15 protein-coding genes and 2 tRNA genes are annotated in these 16,103 nt (G+C 48.3%); 15 read left to right on the forward strand and 2 right to left on the reverse strand.

Annotation, left to right across the window (positions count from 1 at the left end):
* Positions 1–91: 91 nt before the first annotated feature.
* The 11 genes from putP (at position 92) to chbG (ending at position 12,170) form a co-directional block, all read left to right on the forward strand.
* Positions 92–1,600: a sodium/proline symporter PutP gene (putP, locus tag M977_RS18195; RefSeq protein ID WP_064517738.1), complete on the forward strand. Its 1,509-nt coding sequence runs from the start codon at positions 92–94 to the stop codon at positions 1,598–1,600.
* Positions 1,601–1,765: 165 nt separating this feature from the next.
* Entirely contained in the window at positions 1,766–2,599 is an 834-nt protein-coding gene (gene efeU, locus M977_RS18200) for an iron uptake transporter permease EfeU (protein ID WP_064517740.1), read from the forward strand.
* 62 nt (positions 2,600–2,661) lie between these two features.
* Positions 2,662–3,786, forward strand: a complete 1,125-nt coding sequence (efeO, locus tag M977_RS18205) for an iron uptake system protein EfeO (protein WP_064517741.1) — start codon at positions 2,662–2,664, stop codon at positions 3,784–3,786.
* Between the two features lie 5 nt (positions 3,787–3,791).
* The gene (gene efeB, locus M977_RS18210) at positions 3,792–5,075 is read left to right on the forward strand and encodes an iron uptake transporter deferrochelatase/peroxidase subunit (protein WP_064517744.1); all 1,284 of its coding nucleotides are present in this window, start codon (positions 3,792–3,794) and stop codon (positions 5,073–5,075) included.
* A 656-nt stretch (positions 5,076–5,731) separates the two neighbouring features.
* Positions 5,732–6,520: a phosphate starvation-inducible protein PhoH gene (phoH, locus tag M977_RS18215; protein WP_208326128.1), complete on the forward strand. Its 789-nt coding sequence runs from the start codon at positions 5,732–5,734 to the stop codon at positions 6,518–6,520.
* Between the two features lie 262 nt (positions 6,521–6,782).
* Positions 6,783–7,103, forward strand: a complete 321-nt coding sequence (locus M977_RS18220; RefSeq protein WP_064517748.1) for a PTS sugar transporter subunit IIB — start codon at positions 6,783–6,785, stop codon at positions 7,101–7,103.
* Positions 7,104–7,189: 86 nt separating this feature from the next.
* On the forward strand, positions 7,190–8,548 hold the full coding sequence (gene chbC, locus M977_RS18225; RefSeq protein ID WP_064517750.1) for a PTS N,N'-diacetylchitobiose transporter subunit IIC: 1,359 nt from the start codon (positions 7,190–7,192) through the stop codon (positions 8,546–8,548).
* A 134-nt stretch (positions 8,549–8,682) separates the two neighbouring features.
* Complete coding sequence (gene chbA, locus M977_RS18230) at positions 8,683–9,030, forward strand: PTS N,N'-diacetylchitobiose transporter subunit IIA (protein WP_064517752.1); 348 nt, start codon at positions 8,683–8,685, stop codon at positions 9,028–9,030.
* A gap of 12 nt (positions 9,031–9,042) precedes the next feature.
* A complete protein-coding gene (gene chbR / locus M977_RS18235; RefSeq protein ID WP_064517754.1) occupies positions 9,043–9,879 on the forward strand; it encodes a transcriptional regulator ChbR in 837 nt (278 codons plus the stop codon).
* 140 nt (positions 9,880–10,019) lie between these two features.
* Positions 10,020–11,363 (forward strand): 6-phospho-beta-glucosidase, encoded by a 1,344-nt coding sequence (locus M977_RS18240; protein WP_064517755.1) that lies wholly within the window; start codon positions 10,020–10,022, stop codon positions 11,361–11,363.
* 45 nt (positions 11,364–11,408) lie between these two features.
* Positions 11,409–12,170 carry a chitin disaccharide deacetylase gene (gene chbG / locus M977_RS18245; RefSeq protein ID WP_064517757.1) on the forward strand — a complete coding sequence of 254 codons (762 nt, stop codon included), beginning with the start codon at positions 11,409–11,411 and terminating at the stop codon, positions 12,168–12,170.
* A gap of 364 nt (positions 12,171–12,534) precedes the next feature.
* On the opposite strand, the gene M977_RS18250 is transcribed toward chbG, so the two are convergent.
* Together M977_RS18250 and M977_RS18255 are read right to left on the reverse strand one after the other, a co-directional pair.
* Positions 12,535–12,622, reverse strand: a tRNA-Ser gene (locus M977_RS18250).
* Positions 12,623–12,837: 215 nt separating this feature from the next.
* Positions 12,838–12,925, reverse strand: a tRNA-Ser gene (locus M977_RS18255).
* A 206-nt stretch (positions 12,926–13,131) separates the two neighbouring features.
* On the opposite strand from M977_RS18255, the gene ghrA reads away from it, so the two are divergent.
* The 4 genes from ghrA (at position 13,132) to M977_RS18275 (ending at position 16,065) form a co-directional block, all read left to right on the forward strand.
* Positions 13,132–14,073 carry a glyoxylate/hydroxypyruvate reductase GhrA gene (gene ghrA / locus M977_RS18260; RefSeq protein ID WP_064517759.1) on the forward strand — a complete coding sequence of 314 codons (942 nt, stop codon included), beginning with the start codon at positions 13,132–13,134 and terminating at the stop codon, positions 14,071–14,073.
* Between the two features lie 81 nt (positions 14,074–14,154).
* A complete protein-coding gene (locus M977_RS18265; RefSeq protein WP_064517761.1) occupies positions 14,155–14,892 on the forward strand; it encodes a phosphatase in 738 nt (245 codons plus the stop codon).
* 36 nt (positions 14,893–14,928) lie between these two features.
* The gene (locus M977_RS18270; RefSeq protein ID WP_064517763.1) at positions 14,929–15,483 is read left to right on the forward strand and encodes a TorD/DmsD family molecular chaperone; all 555 of its coding nucleotides are present in this window, start codon (positions 14,929–14,931) and stop codon (positions 15,481–15,483) included.
* 102 nt (positions 15,484–15,585) lie between these two features.
* Entirely contained in the window at positions 15,586–16,065 is a 480-nt protein-coding gene (locus M977_RS18275) for a DUF1097 domain-containing protein (RefSeq protein ID WP_064517764.1), read from the forward strand.
* The last annotated feature ends 38 nt before the right edge of the window (positions 16,066–16,103 follow it).

Genomic DNA, 16,103 nt, shown 5'->3' on the forward strand with positions numbered 1-16,103 from the left:
ATCATAGTTAACTATGTGACTGGAGCGCGCGGGTGCAGCCAATGCATCTGCGGCTTGAAGGATGACGGGGGAAATAATCTGGAGAACTTGCATGAACATGAGTACACCAATGCTGGTGACCTTCTTTATCTATATCTTTGGCATGATATTGATTGGGTTTATCGCCTGGCGTTCAACGAAAAACTTTGATGACTACATTCTGGGCGGTCGCAGCCTGGGTAGTGTGGTTACTGCATTATCAGCGGGCGCATCCGACATGAGCGGCTGGCTACTGATGGGGTTGCCGGGTGCCATCTTCCTTTCCGGTATTTCGGAAAGCTGGATTGCCATCGGTCTTACGGTTGGCGCATATATCAACTGGAAACTGGTCGCCGGACGCCTGCGTGTTCACACCGAAGTGAACAACAACGCGCTGACGCTGCCAGATTATTTCTCCGGGCGTTTTGAAGATAAAAGCCGTGTTCTGCGCATTATCTCCGCGTTAGTGATTCTGCTGTTCTTCACCATCTATTGTGCATCTGGCATCGTGGCCGGTGCGCGTCTGTTCGAAAGCACCTTTGGCATGAGCTACGAAACCGCACTTTGGGCGGGTGCTGCGGCAACCATCATTTATACCTTTGTCGGTGGGTTCCTGGCAGTAAGTTGGACGGACACCGTTCAGGCGAGTTTGATGATCTTTGCTCTGATCCTGACACCTATCATGGTGGTGATTGCGGTTGGTGGCTTTGACGATTCGATGGCGGTTATCAAGCAAAAGAGCATTGAAAATATCGATATGCTCAAAGGGCTGAACTTCGTCGCGATTATCTCTTTGATGGGTTGGGGTCTGGGCTACTTTGGTCAGCCACATATTCTTGCGCGCTTCATGGCGGCAGATTCACACCACACAATCGTTAAAGCGCGTCGCATTAGTATGACGTGGATGATTTTGTGCCTGGCGGGCGCGTGTGCTGTAGGCTTCTTTGGTATCGCGTATTTCAACAACAACCCGGCGCTTGCGGGTGCGGTAAACCAAAACGGCGAGCGCGTATTTATCGAGCTGGCGCAACTTCTGTTTAACCCATGGATTGCAGGCATCTTGTTGTCAGCAATTTTAGCGGCAGTTATGTCAACGTTAAGCTGCCAGTTACTGGTGTGCTCCAGCGCAATTACCGAAGATTTGTACAAAGCATTCTTCCGTAAAGATGCGGGGCAAAAAGAGCTGGTTTGGGTCGGGCGCTTTATGGTGCTGTTAGTCGCTCTGATTGCCATCGCGCTGGCGGCTAACCCTGAAAACCGTGTGCTTGGCCTGGTCAGTTACGCATGGGCAGGCTTCGGTGCCGCGTTTGGCCCGGTTGTGCTGTTCTCGGTAATGTGGTCACGCATGACGCGTAATGGTGCGTTGGCAGGAATGATCATTGGGGCGCTGACTGTTATCGTCTGGAAACAGTTCGGCTGGTTGGGGCTGTATGAAATCATCCCAGGTTTCATCTTCGGCAGCATCGGTATTGTCGCGGTCAGCCTGCTTGGCAAAGCGCCAAGTGCGACTATGCAAAAACGCTTCGAACAAGCGGACGAAATTTACCACTCCGCGCCACCAAGCAAATTACAACCTGAGTAATTCACAACATCCATTGAAGGCCGCTTATCGCGGCCTTTTTTACAGCTGTACACAAATATCCAAATTCTCTGCTTGTGTTTATTTTTGCGGTAATGATAATCACAATCGTTCTGGTTTACTTTTCTTTACGCCATTTGACCTGAGTTCACAGTTGGGGTGTCAGTAATGTTTGTCCCGTTTCTCATTATGTTACGCGAAGGCCTGGAAGCCGCGCTGATTGTTAGCCTGATTGCTAGCTATCTGAAGCGTACTCAACGCGGCCAATGGATTGGCGTCATGTGGGTTGGTGTTGTGGCGGCAGCTGCGCTATGCCTTGCGCTGGGCATCTTCATCAACGAAACCACCGGTGAATTCCCGCAAAAAGAGCAGGAGTTATTTGAAGGCATCGTGGCAGTCATCGCGGTCTTCATCCTGACGTGGATGGTGTTCTGGATGCGCAAAGTATCGCGCAATGTGAAAGGGCAGCTCGAGCAGAAAGTGGACGAAGCGCTGCACAGCAAAGGCAACCACGGTTGGGCGCTAATTTTAATGGTGTTCTTCGCGGTCGCCCGTGAAGGTCTGGAGTCAGTATTCTTTCTGTTGGCAGCATTCAAGCAGGATGTGGGCATTATGCCGCCACTCGGCGCGATGCTTGGCCTGGGTACCGCGATTGTGCTCGGCTTCTTACTTTACTGGGGCGGTATCCGCCTGAACCTGGCCGTGTTCTTCAAATGGACCAGCCTGTTTATTCTGCTGGTGGCCGCAGGGCTTGCAGCGGGTGCAGTACGTGCTTTCCACGAAGCGGGACTTTGGAATCACTTCCAGGATATCGCTTTTGACCTCAGTAATGTTCTTACCACTCATTCTCTTACCGGTACGCTGCTCGAAGGTATTTTTGGATATCAGGAAACACCGACCGTAAGCGAAGTAGGAATGTACTTTATTTACCTGATCCCCGCGCTGGTGCTGTTCTTAATGCCACCGCGTTTGAGCGCTCAGGCGACAAATAACGTTCGTTAAATATCTTGCGGCAGATTATCGCCACTTAGTTACAACATACTCTTGTTTTATAGGGATTGGTCATGACTACACATTTTCGCCGTAAAGCCTTGCATGCTGCGCTGTTTGCGTTTGCTTCTTCTGCCTTTGCCGTTCAGGCGGCTGATGTTCCTCAGGTAAAAGTTACTGTGACTGATAAACAGTGCGAACCGATGAACATTACGGTTAACGCCGGTAAAACCCAGTTCATCATTCAAAATAACAGTCAAAAAGCGCTGGAGTGGGAAATCCTGAAAGGGGTGATGGTAGTTGAAGAGCGTGAGAACATTGCACCTGGTTTCTCACAGAAAATGACGGCTAACCTGCAAGCGGGTGAATACGACATGACCTGTGGCTTGCTAAGCAACCCTAAGGGCAAGCTTATCGTTAAAGCGGCGGGCGATCAGACTGCACCGAAAAACGACCTGATGGCATTGGCCGGACCAATCACCGAATACAAAGCTTATGTGACTGCGGAAGTTGCAGAGTTGGTTAAAGGTACAAAAGCCTTTACTGACGCAGTGAAAGCCGGCGATATCGAAAAAGCCAAATCTCTGTATGCGCCAACTCGCCAGCATTACGAGCGTATCGAACCTATTGCTGAACTGTTCTCTGATCTCGACGGCAGCATTGATGCCCGCGAAGATGATTACGAGCAGAAAGCCAATGATCCAAAATTCACTGGTTTCCACCGTCTGGAAAAAGCGCTGTTTGGTGACAACTCCACTAAAGGCATGGAAAAATATGCCGATCAGCTCAACAGCGACGTGCTGGATCTGCAAACACGTATTTCTGAGCTGGCATTCCCGCCAAGCAAAGTTGTCGGCGGTGCTGCGGGCCTGATTGAAGAAGTCGCGGCCAGTAAAATCAGTGGTGAAGAAGATCGCTACAGCCACACTGACCTGTGGGACTTCCAGGCAAACGTTGATGGCGCACAGAAAATTGTTAACTTGCTGCGCCCGTTGCTGACTAAAGACAATGCGCCATTGCTGGCAAAAGTGGATGCCAACTTCAAGAAAGTGGACACTATTCTTGCTAAATACCGAACTAAAGACGGCTTCGAGACTTACGACAAACTGACCGATGCAGACCGCAATGCGCTGAAAGGGCCGGTAACGGCGCTGGCAGAAGACTTGTCACAACTGCGTGGCGTACTAGGTCTGGACTAGTTTTTATGGAAGATAAAAATAAAAACGGCGGGCATATTCCGGCTCGCCGCCGCTTACTGAAAGGTTTGGGCGCGCTCGGTGGCGCCCTTGCCGTTGTGGGCGGATGCCCAGTGGCACATGCGGCGAAACAAGAGACTTCTCCTGGCACGTTACCACCAGATGCGCGCATGGAAAAACAGCCGTTTTACGGTGAACATCAGGCAGGTGTACTGACGCCACAGCAAGCGGCCATGATGTTGGTTGCATTTGATGTGTTGGCCAGTGATAAAGCTGACCTTGAGCGTTTATTCAAGTTGCTGTCTGCGCGTTTCGATTTCCTCACTATAGGTGGCCCTGCTCCGGATACCCCTAATCCACGGATGCCACCGATGGACTCAGGGATTCTTGGTGCGCAGATTTACCCGGATAACCTGACTTTTACCCTCTCTGCGGGAACATCGTTGTTTGATGAGCGCTTTGGGCTGAAAGGGCAGATGCCGAAAAAGCTGCAAAAGATGGAGCGCTTCGCTAATGATTCGTTGGATGCCAGCTTGTGTCATGGTGATTTGCTTCTCCAGATTTGCGCGAATACTGCGGATACGGTTATCCATGCCTTACGAGATATCATCAAACACACGCCGGATTTGCTAAGCGTGCGTTGGAAGCGCGAAGGGTTTATCTCCAACCATGCAGCGCGTTCACGCGGCAAAGAGACGCCTATCAATTTGTTAGGGTTTAAAGACGGTACGGCGAACCCTAACAGCGAAGATAAACCGCTGATGAATGATGTGGTGTGGGTGACGGCAGATCAGCAAGAACCAGCATGGGCGGTAGGTGGCAGCTATAAGGCCGTGCGTATTATTCAGTTCCATGTTGAGTCCTGGGATCGAACGCCGCTAAAAGAGCAGCAGACTATTTTTGGCCGCGATAAACACAGTGGTGCCCCGCTTGGCATGAAGAATGAGCACGACGAGCCCGATTACGCAGCCGACCCTGACGGTAATGTGATTGCGCTGGATGCTCATATTCGTCTGGCGAACCCGCGCACTAAAGAGACGCAGTCCAACCTGATGATGCGCCGTGGTTACAGCTATTCACTGGGTGTATCAAAGTCTGGGCAACTGGATATGGGATTGTTATTTGTCTGCTTCCAGCATGACCTTGAGAAGGGCTTTTTGGCTGTGCAGCAACGTCTTAACGGCGAAGCGCTGGAGGAGTACGTGAAGCCAATTGGCGGTGGGTACTTCTTTGTATTGCCGGGTGTTGTGGATAAGCAGCACTATTTAGGGCAAGGGCTTCTGGAAGCTTAATTCTGTAATCTCGAAATCATTTCATCCTAAGCATCTCCTTCTTCTACATGAGAAGGAGATGCTTAACTTTCTCTTCTGACTATCTGAGAGAGGGGGCGTTGTACGCTTACTTGAAGCACGTTTTTTCCTACAATTCTTCCCCTGCTAATTTTTCATTTGCTAACTATTTGCCTGCCAGGTATTCATTCAATTTCTATATGACTACCCCATTGATATAAAAGTGTAATATTTTTATGTCATAAATTTGATAAGCGCATGACGAAACGCGAATGTTGATTTAAAGTAAAATAAAAGTTGCAATTTAGATAATTTTTGATGTAATTAAAGCACGAGCGGTAGTTCCCGGCTGTGAATCTTAATCACAATGGAGATCGCGAATGGTAGGGTCCTGTACTGGCCGATTGAACAAACATCTTACCCGCACAAATCAGCGCGGAGGCATCTCCTCCGGCTTCGCTATCTTCACCGCTAAAAACCCTGAATCCACAACCAATCAATGTATTAACGATGCGCTAAGCGGCGTAATTCGTCTAACTGGTGCATCCTCTCAACCGGCAGTTCATGGCTTAAAAGGAAGCCAAACCTCATCCGTTAGTGAACATAATCGCGCACTGTGTTGTGGCGCGGGAAATGAAACCAACTGTAAGGTGCCATCCATGGGAAGACAGAAAGCAGTGATCAAAGCTCGTCGCGAAGCAAAACGTGTGCTGAGACGGGATTCGCGTAGCCATAAACAACGCGAAGAGGAATCGGTCACAACGCTTGTGCAGATGAGCGGCGTTGAATCTATCGGTATGGCAAGAGATTGCCGTGATAACTCACCGATTGCGGCGCGAAATGAGGCTCAGGAGCACTATCTTAACGCCATCGAGAAAAAGCAGCTGATATTCGCCACCGGTGAAGCCGGGTGCGGCAAAACGTATATCAGTGCGGCGAAAGCCGCTGAGGCCCTGATACATAAGGATGTCGACAGGATAATTGTCACCCGCCCGGTCCTGCAAGCTGATGAAGATCTCGGTTTCTTACCCGGGGATATTTCGGAAAAATTCGCTCCTTATTTCCGCCCGGTGTATGACATCCTGGTGCGACGTTTAGGGTCGTCTTTTATGCAGTACTGCCTGCGTCCCGAAATTGGCAAAGTAGAGATTGCGCCGTTCGCCTATATGCGTGGACGTACCTTCGAAAATGCGGTGGTTATTCTTGATGAGGCGCAGAATGTCACCGCAGCGCAAATGAAAATGTTCTTAACGCGCCTTGGGGAAAACGTGACGGTCATCGTCAATGGCGATATCACGCAATGCGATTTGCCACGGGGTGTTAAGTCCGGCCTGAGTGATGCTCTGGAACGTTTTGAAGAAGATGAAATGGTAGGTGTGGTCCGCTTTGGCAAACAAGATTGTGTGCGCTCGGCCCTTTGCCAGCGCGCATTGAATGCCTACGACTGATTTCCGGTGTGAAAGAATTGTAAAGCCCAAACTCTGTTTGGGCTTTTTTCTTTGCGCGAATTATTTACCCAAAATGTGAAGGGTATCAAAACGGATAGTCAAGGAGAGACAATTTTGGGCTCCGCAATATTATTCCCCGCCGACGTGTTGCCGTATACTTCTCTCAACAAGAAACAATCAGAACTTTCCAATCAGTCCCTTTTGCAGGCGTGGGTTGTGCTGATTTCAGACATGCAGGCTATTGCAACGTGAGGAATTTATTATGACTAAAAGACGTATCTACCTATTTTGTTCTGCCGGGATGTCCACCTCATTGCTGGTATCAAAAATGAAGGCGCAGGCAGAGAAGTATGAAGTGCCTGTAATTATCGAAGCCTGGCCTGAAACTCTGGCTGCTGAAAAAGGCAAGGATGCAGATCTGGTATTACTTGGACCACAAATCGCTTATATGCTGCCAGAAATTCAGAAAGTATTACCCGGTAAACCGGTAGAAGTTATTGATTCAGCAATGTACGGCAAAATTGATGGGTTAGGCGTGCTGAAAGCAGCAGTCGCATCGATCAAGAAAGCAGCAAGCAACTAATTTTTTATTTTGTTTTATTTTTCCGTCAAAGAACGACCTTACACAACCTGGCCGCAAGAATCTTGCGGCAATAAAGGAAATTCCAAATGAGTAAAGTCATTGATTCACTTGAAAAGATATTGCTTCCTTTCGCAGTGAAAATTGGGAAGCAACCGCACGTCAACGCAATTAAAAATGGTTTCATCAAATTAATGCCATTGACCCTTGCCGGGGCCATGTTTGTATTAATCAATAACGTATTTCTGAGTTTTGGCGCTGGTTCATTTTTTTATTCTTTAGGTATTCGCTTAGATCCCTCAACCATTGAAACCCTTAATGGGTTAAAAGCCATTGGCGGCAACGTATATAACGGTACGTTAGGTATTATGTCGCTAATGGCTCCTTTTTTCATTGGTATGGCGCTTGCTGAGGAACGTAAAGTTGACCCTCTTGCGGCCGGTTTATTATCCGTTGCCGCATTTATGACCGTTACACCCTATAGCGTAGGTGAAGCTTATGCAGTGGGCGCTAACTGGTTAGGTGGTCAGAATATTATTTCCGGTATTGTTATTGGTCTGGTTGTCGCGGAGCTATTTACTTTTGTTATCCGCCGAAACTGGGTAATTACTTTGCCAGATAGTGTGCCAACTTCGGTATCACGTTCATTCTCTGCGTTAATTCCAGGTTTCCTGATTCTGTCTATTTTCGGGATTATTTCCTGGGTGCTGGCGAATCATGGTAGCAACTTCCACCAGATCATTATGGATTCCATCTCTACGCCGCTGGCTTCGATGGGTGCGGTAGTGGGCTGGGCGTATGTTATCTTCAACTCCCTGCTGTGGTTCTTCGGTGTGCATGGTTCGCTGGCGCTTACCGCGCTGGACAACGGCATCATGACCCCATGGGCGTTGGAAAACATCGCTCTCTACAACCAGTATGGTTCAGTTCAGGCTGCGATTGATGCAGGTAAACAGTTCCACTTCTGGGCGAAACCAATGCTCGACTCCTACATCCTGTTGGGTGGTTCTGGTGCGACACTGGGCTTAATTATCGCAATCTTCATGGTTTCACGTCGCGCCGACCACCGTCAGGTTGCGAAACTGGCACTGCCGTCAGGCATCTTCCAGATTAATGAACCAATCCTGTTCGGTCTGCCAATCATCATGAACCCAGTTATGTTCATCCCGTTTGTGCTGGTTCAGCCGATTCTGGCAGCTATCACACTTGCGGCTTACTCTCTGGGAATTATTCCACCGGTTACCAACCTTGCTCCATGGACGATGCCTACCGGTCTGGGCGCCTTCTTCAACAGTAACGGTAGTATCGCAGCATTGTTAGTTGCGCTGTTCAACTTAGGTGTCGCGACATGTGTCTACATACCGTTCGTTATCCTGTCTAACAAAGCACAGGCTGTAATCGAAGAAGAAGAAAGCGAAGAAGATATTGCTAACGCACTGAAATTCTAATCTTAAGTTTTGTACCCAAAATAATTCGAGCGGCAGGAAGCCAACGCACATGCGGCTTGAACTCTGAAGGGTAGTAGTTTTGGTTGGGGATGGCCCCCTATCCCCAACCACTTTAAATATACCGGGAGATTGAAATGTTTGATTTGGATAGCGCAGTCGATAACGAAGTGGATACCGACGATCTTGAAGAAGTGGTGATGGGTTTAATCATTAACTCAGGTCAGGCTCGCAGCCTTGCATACGGCGCACTGAAAATCGCGAAAACAGGTGATTTTGAAAAAGCCAGGGAGTTGATGGCGCAGTCTCGTGAAGCACTGAATGCAGCGCACCTGGTGCAAACCAAATTGATTGAAGGTGACCAGGGCGAAGGCAAAACTAAAGTTAGCCTGGTGCTGGTTCATGCACAGGATCACCTGATGACTTCTATGCTGGCGCGTGAGTTGGTTACAGAACTTATTGAGCTTCACGAAAAAATAAAATAAGTTGGAGTCCCTATGCAGCCACCGGTAATCAGTATGGAAATCAACACGGCACGCGAGAGCCAGCTTTTTGATGGTCAACATTTCCACATGTTCATCCACAACAAAGTCGAAAGTGTCTCCGGGCTGCACCAGCATGATTATTACGAATTTACGGTAGTGCTGACAGGGCGTTATTATCAGGAAATCAACGGTAAACGTGTGCTGCTGGAAAGAGGGAGTTTTGTTTTCATTCCACTCGGCTCTTATCATCAAAGTTTTTATGATTTTGGTGCGACCCGAATTTTGAATGTTGGTATTAGCAAGGCTTTTTTTGAACAACATTATTTACCGTTATTCCCAGCATATTTTATTGCGTCACAGGTTTATCAAATTAAGAATGAATTTTTGACTTATATTGAATCTGTGACTGCTTCATTAAACTTCCGTCAGGGTGAGTTTAATGAGTTTCTCGAAATGGTGACGTTTTATATTGTGAACCGTCTGCGCCATCATAAAGAATCTGAGTCCGGCGGTGATATTCCTGGCTGGCTGAAAAATGCTGTTGAGCAGATGCATGGCAAGTTGATGTTTGGCGATAAAGCATTAGTGAATATGGTGGAGTTGTCCGGTAAGTCACAGGAGTACTTAACCCGTGCTACACAGCGCCACTATGGCAAAACACCGATGCAAATTATTAATGAGATAAGAATTGATTTTGCTAAGAAGCAACTGGAAATTACCAACTATTCTGTCACCGACATTGCTTTCGAGTCAGGTTATAGTAGTGCCAGTATGTTTATTAAAAACTTTAAGAAGTTAACGTCATTTACACCGCAGCATTATCGGAAGCAGTTATACAGCATTAAATAGTCATTATTCATATCCATTGTGAATGTATTAGTGAAGGTTGGTCAATATACCCCATATTATTAGTGCGGCATATAACCTTCAATAATACATCTATATCGCTGTCTTAATTTACAGTGCAATAAACTTGTACCGGAGTCCTCATGAGTAAAAAATTGAAAGTCGTCACAATCGGTGGTGGTAGCAGCTATACCCCTGAATTACTCGAAGGTTTTATTAAACGTTACGAAGAATTGCCGATAACTGAATTATGGCTGGTTGATGTTGAAGCCGGAAAAGAGAAACAAGATATTATTTTCGATCTCTGCTTGCGTATGATTGAACGCGCGGCAGTGCCAATTGCACTGTATAAAACCCTCGATCGCCGCGAAGCGCTGGTAGATGCCGATTTTGTTACCACGCAATTGCGTGTCGGGCAGCTTAAAGCCCGTGAACTTGATGAGCGTATCCCGCTAAGCTACGGCTATTTGGGCCAGGAAACTAACGGTGCGGGTGGTTTGTTTAAAGGTCTGCGTACTATTCCGGTGATTTTCGACATCATTAATGATGTGAAAGAGATCTGCCCAGACGCATGGGTTATCAACTTCACTAACCCGGCTGGCATGGTCACCGAAGCAGTTTATCGCCACACTGACTTCAAAAAATTCATCGGTGTTTGCAACATTCCAGTGGGCATGAAAATGTTCATTAAGGATGTGTTGAAACTCGCACCAACGGACGAACTGAACATTGACCTGTTCGGCCTGAACCACATGGTCTTCATCAAAGATGTCATTGTTAACGGGACTTCCCGTTTTGATGAACTGCTTGATGGCGTGGCGTCCGGTACGCTAACCGCAGGTTCGGTGAAAAACATCTTTGATCTGCCATTCAGTGAAGGTCTGATTCGTTCACTTCGACTGTTGCCGTGCTCTTACTTGCTTTATTACTTCAAGCAAAAAGAGATGTTGGCCATCGAAATGGGCGAGTTCTACAAAGGTGGTGCACGTGCCACGGTTGTTCAGAAAGTCGAAAAGCAACTGTTCGAGCTTTATAAAGATCCGGCCCTGAATGTGAAACCAAAAGAGTTGGAACTGCGTGGCGGAGCTTACTACTCTGATGCGGCTTGTGAAGTTATCAGCGATATCTATAACGACAAGCAAAGCGAGCATTACGTTAACGTGCCACACCACGGGCATGTTGATAATATTCCTGCTGACTGGGCGGTTGAAATGACCTGTACCATCGGCCGTGAGGGTGCTACCCCAAGCTCGCGCATCACTCATTTTGATGAAAAAGTGCTGGGCCTGATTTACACCATCAAAGGGTTCGAAGTGGCAGCCAGTGAAGCCGCGCTTAGCGGAAACTTTAATGATGTTCTGCTGGCGTTAAATCTAAGCCCGCTGATTCATTCTGATAAAGATGCCGAGAAAATTGCCCGCGATATGCTGTTAGCTCACGAAGCTAATCTGCCAAACTTTGCAGAAGCTATCGCTGCACTTAAATAACTGGAGGCCTTCCCTGCAAAGGGAAGGCAGCTTACCGAGGCGACAATGGATAAGTTATTAATTGTTAACGCGGATGATTTTGGGCTGTGTAAGGCGCAAAACTACGGAATTATCGACGCATTCACCAACGGTGTAGTGACGTCTACCACCGCGATGGTTAACGCCGCAGGTATTGAACATGCTGTTGCACTCAGTGCAAAACATGCAGGTCTGGCTATTGGGATGCATTTTGTACTGACGTTGGGTCGACCATTATCTGCAATGCCAGGCCTGGTTGATGAAAAGGGCAAATTGGGTAAATGGATTTGGCAGCGAGCGGAAGAAGACACTCTGCCATTTGCGGAAATTGAGCAAGAATTGGCGTGCCAGTTCGCGAGATTCATCGAATTATTTGGCCGCAAACCTACGCATCTCGACAGCCATCACCATGTACATATGATCCCGCAGATCTATCCGATAGTTGAAGCCTTTGCGAAAGAGCAGGGCGTGGCAATCCGTTTTGATTACGATGCTGCCATAGCTGGCGGGCTTGAGTGCCGGGGAGTAAAAACGGCGGAAGGTTTTGACAGTGGTTTTTATGGTGAGGCGATATCGGAAACATTATTCCTCGATACACTCGACCGCTCCATGGCGCGTGGTGAGCAATCGTTAGAAATAATGAGTCACCCTTCCTTTATTGATAACACCATTCTTAACAGCAAATATTGCTATCCGCGTCTTGCTGAACTGGATGTTTTGACTTCTGCGTCGTTAAAATATGCGATTGCGGAACGTGGTTATCGGTTGGGTTCGTTTGCGGATTTATAATCCGCATGAGTTCACTTTAATCTGGCGGGTGGCGTGCTGCGCTTACTCGTACAGCGAAAGATGTAGACAGTTGATCTTAGCCCGAACTTAGGTTCGGGTTTTTTTATGGACAAAGCGGTATCGGATGACAAATTATGGACGAAAAAAAAGTCTGAACGTGAGTTCAGACTTTCTCTTTAAATATGGCGGTGAGAGAGGGGTTGACTGCGCTGCGCTTGCCCTACGGGCGTCATGGCTGCAAGCATCCCTGACGTCCAAATGCTGGCGCATTTGTCGAACCTCGGGTCGAGGGTTCTCGCCCATCTCTCCACGGGTTTCGGGCGAAAAAAAAGCCCGCATTTGCATGCGAGCTCTTCTTTAAATATGGCGGTGAGAGAGGGGTTCGAACCCTCGATACGTTGCCGTATACACACTTTCCAGGCGTGCTCCTTCAGCCACTCGGACACCTCACCGTTTTGAATCTGTTGCCAATATCATGGGGCAACGGGGCGCTACTATAGGGAGTAGACCGCATTCGGTCAAGTTTAATCTTCTGTTTCTATACCGTTTGGTCAAGGCGTGAACGATACCTGGACTTTAAGTTAGCGTCATTCATTCGCGATATTAGCAGTGCCGAATTACGGGCGAAAAAAAAGCCCGCATTTGCATGCGAGCTCTTCTTTAAATATGGCGGTGAGAGAGGGGTTCGAACCCTCGATACGTTGCCGTATACACACTTTCCAGGCGTGCTCCTTCAGCCACTCGGACACCTCACCGTTTTGTTGTTCCCTGACATCTGGAACGGGCGCTAATGTAGGGAAAAGAACGGTCTGCGTCAATTCACTTTTGAGTAAATCTGGTGCGTTCAGCCAAACTTCAAGCAACTTGCTTCTTAAAACAGCATTACACGCTGATTTTTTATTACATTCATCTCATGTATTGTTTAGGGCTGCGCGTAAGCCTAAGAATAAATGGAGAAAGCATGGACATTATTTTTCATCACCCAACATTTAATACGCAATTTTGGCTGGAAGGTATGCAGCAGCAACTTCCTGGAGCCACGGTTCGCCAATGGCATCCTGGTGATAACCAGCCTGCGGATTACGCCCTGGTGTGGCATCCCCCGGTGGAAATGCTCAGTGGGCGCGAGACGCTGAAAGGGGTATTTGCATTGGGAGCAGGTGTAGACTCCATTCTGAGTAAGCTTCAGGCTCATCCGGATATGCTGCCAGCAGGTGTTCCGCTATTTCGTCTGGAAGATACCGGTATGGCGCTGCAGATGCAGGAATACGCGGTGAGTCAGGTATTGCACTGGTTCCGTAGGTTCGATGATTATCAGGCATTAAAGCTGCAGTCAAAATGGCAGCCGCTGGATGATTATCGCCGTGAAGACTTCACTATCGGCCTGCTTGGTGCGGGTGTACTGGGTGGGAAAGTAGCAGAAAGCCTGGCGGCCTGGGGGTTCCCGGTGCGTTGCTGGAGCCGCAGCAAAAAAGAGTATCCGGGCGTAACCAGCTTCGCGGGCGCTGAACAATTGGGTGACTTCCTTAAAGGCACTCGTGTGTTGATTAACCTGCTGCCGAATACTCCGCAAACTGTGGGCATTATCAACAGCCAGTTGCTCAATCAACTAGCGGATGAGGCTTTCGTTATGAACCTTGCGCGTGGTGTGCATCTGGTTGAAAGTGATCTGCTCGCCGCTCTTGAGAGTGGAAAAGTGAAAGGGGCCATGCTCGATGTCTTCGCCAAAGAGCCACTTCCTGCGGAAAGCCCGCTATGGAAACACCCGCGAATTGCCATAACACCTCATCTGGCAGCCGTTACCCGTCCTCAGGAGGCAATGGAATATATTGCCAAAACGATTCGCCAGATTGAAAACGGTGAGTCGCCGAGTGGTCAGGTTTCATTGCATCACGGTTATTAATGCACAGCCCGGCTTGAGCCGGGCTAAAAAACCACGGTGATAACTGCTATCCTTGCGAGAAAGACATATAAGGAGAGAGCCATGTATCCCGTTGACCTGCATATGCACACCGTCGCCAGCACCCACGCCTATAGCACCCTTCATGACTACATTGCGATTGCTAAAAGCAAAGGTATCAAGTTGTTTGCTATCACCGATCACGGCCCGGATATGGCTGACGCGCCTCACTACTGGCACTTTGTGAATATGCGCATTTGGCCGCGAGTGGTCGATGGTGTCGGTATTTTGCGTGGTATCGAATCTAATATAAAAAATACCGCTGGTGAAATTGACTGCACCGGGCCGATGTTAGACTCACTGGATCTGATTATTGCTGGTTTCCATGAGCCTGTTTTCCCGCCTCAGGATAGTGCTACTCACACCGAAGCGATGATTGCTGCAATGGCGAGTGGCAATGTCCACATCATTAGCCACCCCGGCAACCCGAAATTCCCGGTCGATATTCCTGCTATAGCGCAGGCGGCAGCAAAATATAATGTCGCGCTGGAGCTCAATAACTCCTCATTTACTCATTCACGTAAGGGCAGCGGCCCGAACTGCCGTGCGATTGCTGCCGCAGTGCGTGATGCCGGTGGTTGGTTATCGTTGGGTTCAGATTCCCACACTGCCTTTACCCTTGGGGATTTTGATGAGTGTCGCAAAATTCTGGACGAAGTTGAGTTCCCGGAAGATCGTATTCTGAATGTTTCAGTCGCCCGTATGCTTGGCTTCCTCGAAGCTCGCGGTATGGCGCCAATCGAAGAGTTCGCCACACTTTAATTTCTGTTTTTAATCTCTACTAAATGGATCGTTAGCATGAATGAGTTTTCAATTATTTGCCGCATTTTAGGATCACTTTATTATCGTCAGCCTCAGGATCCGCTTCTGGTTCCGTTGTTGACGATGATCCGCGAAGGCAAACTAGCAGAGCACTGGCCGCTGGAGCAAGATGAGTTACTGACTCGTCTGCAACAGAGCTGCGATCCTCAACAGCTGGCTGCTGATTACAATGCGCTGTTTGTTGGTGAAGAGTGTAGTGTGCCGCCTTATCGCTCAGTATGGGAAGCTGGCAGTAATGAGGGTGATGTGCGCGAGTTTCTAAAACAGCGCGGCATGCCGCTTGCCGAAACACCTGCCGATCATTTTGGTACTTTGTTGCTGGCAGCCTCCTGGCTTGAAGACCAGTCACAGGAAGATGAGTTTGAAGCGCAAGTTCGCTTGTTTGATGACTATCTGATGCCGTGGGCTGGCACTTTCCTTGGCAAAGTCGAAGCGCATTCTACAACGCCGTTTTACCGCACACTGGCGTTAATTAGCCGTGAAGCCATTCAGGCAATGCGCGATGAACTTGAAGAATCCGACGATGAGTAATGTGATTTAAATCACATATAAAGTGCAACTTGGATTTTTAGTTTACAAAAAATGTGCGGCAGATCGTGGTCGAACTATAAGGCTCTGCTATGATGTGCCGCTATGAACATACTTATCTCTCTTGCATTGACCACCGGTATTCTCTCTGGCCTCTGGGGTTGGGTTGCGGTGAGTCTTGGTTTAATCAGTTGGGCAGGCTTCCTTGGTTGCACCGCATATTTTGCGTGTCCGCAAGGCGGTATCAAAGGTCTTTTCATTTCTGCATGCACATTATGTAGCGGCGTATTATGGGCTCAGGTCATCATTCACGGTAGCGCGGTAGCGCCTCACCTGGAGATTTTGGGCTACATGGTTACGGGTGTTGTGGCATTCCTGATGTGTATTCAGGCCAGGCATATATTGCTCTCGTTTGTGCCGGGCACATTTATTGGTGCTTGCGCGACCTTTGCAAACCAGGGTGAATGGCGGATTGTCGTGCCTTCTTTATTGCTCGGTCTGGTGTTTGGTTTTGCGATGAAAAATAGCGGACTGTGGCTTGCAGCACGGAAAACGAAGTCTGAATCTCAAGTGATAGCCGAATAAATAAAAAAAACCAGCCGAGGCTGGTTTTTTATTATCTG

Origin of the sequence: Buttiauxella gaviniae ATCC 51604, assembly GCF_001654835.1 — a bacterium.
Lineage (GTDB): Bacteria > Pseudomonadota > Gammaproteobacteria > Enterobacterales > Enterobacteriaceae > Buttiauxella > Buttiauxella gaviniae.

Bases quoted from the DNA above. Each gene is read 5' to 3' on its own strand.
- efeU (WP_064517740.1), top strand. From the start codon at position 1,766: ATGTTTGTCCCGTTTCTCATTATGTTACGCGAAGGCCTGGAAGCCGCG.
- chbR (WP_064517754.1), top strand. From the start codon at position 9,043: ATGCAGCCACCGGTAATCAGTATGGAAATCAACACGGCACGCGAGAGC.
- M977_RS18240 (WP_064517755.1), top strand. From the start codon at position 10,020: ATGAGTAAAAAATTGAAAGTCGTCACAATCGGTGGTGGTAGCAGCTAT.
- chbC (WP_064517750.1), top strand. From the start codon at position 7,190: ATGAGTAAAGTCATTGATTCACTTGAAAAGATATTGCTTCCTTTCGCA.
- phoH (WP_208326128.1), top strand. From the start codon at position 5,732: ATGGGAAGACAGAAAGCAGTGATCAAAGCTCGTCGCGAAGCAAAACGT.
- M977_RS18275 (WP_064517764.1), top strand. From the start codon at position 15,586: ATGAACATACTTATCTCTCTTGCATTGACCACCGGTATTCTCTCTGGC.
- chbA (WP_064517752.1), top strand. From the start codon at position 8,683: ATGTTTGATTTGGATAGCGCAGTCGATAACGAAGTGGATACCGACGAT.
- M977_RS18220 (WP_064517748.1), top strand. From the start codon at position 6,783: ATGACTAAAAGACGTATCTACCTATTTTGTTCTGCCGGGATGTCCACC.
- efeO (WP_064517741.1), top strand. From the start codon at position 2,662: ATGACTACACATTTTCGCCGTAAAGCCTTGCATGCTGCGCTGTTTGCG.
- ghrA (WP_064517759.1), top strand. From the start codon at position 13,132: ATGGACATTATTTTTCATCACCCAACATTTAATACGCAATTTTGGCTG.
- chbG (WP_064517757.1), top strand. From the start codon at position 11,409: ATGGATAAGTTATTAATTGTTAACGCGGATGATTTTGGGCTGTGTAAG.
- efeB (WP_064517744.1), top strand. From the start codon at position 3,792: ATGGAAGATAAAAATAAAAACGGCGGGCATATTCCGGCTCGCCGCCGC.
- putP (WP_064517738.1), top strand. From the start codon at position 92: ATGAACATGAGTACACCAATGCTGGTGACCTTCTTTATCTATATCTTT.
- M977_RS18270 (WP_064517763.1), top strand. From the start codon at position 14,929: ATGAATGAGTTTTCAATTATTTGCCGCATTTTAGGATCACTTTATTAT.
- M977_RS18265 (WP_064517761.1), top strand. From the start codon at position 14,155: ATGTATCCCGTTGACCTGCATATGCACACCGTCGCCAGCACCCACGCC.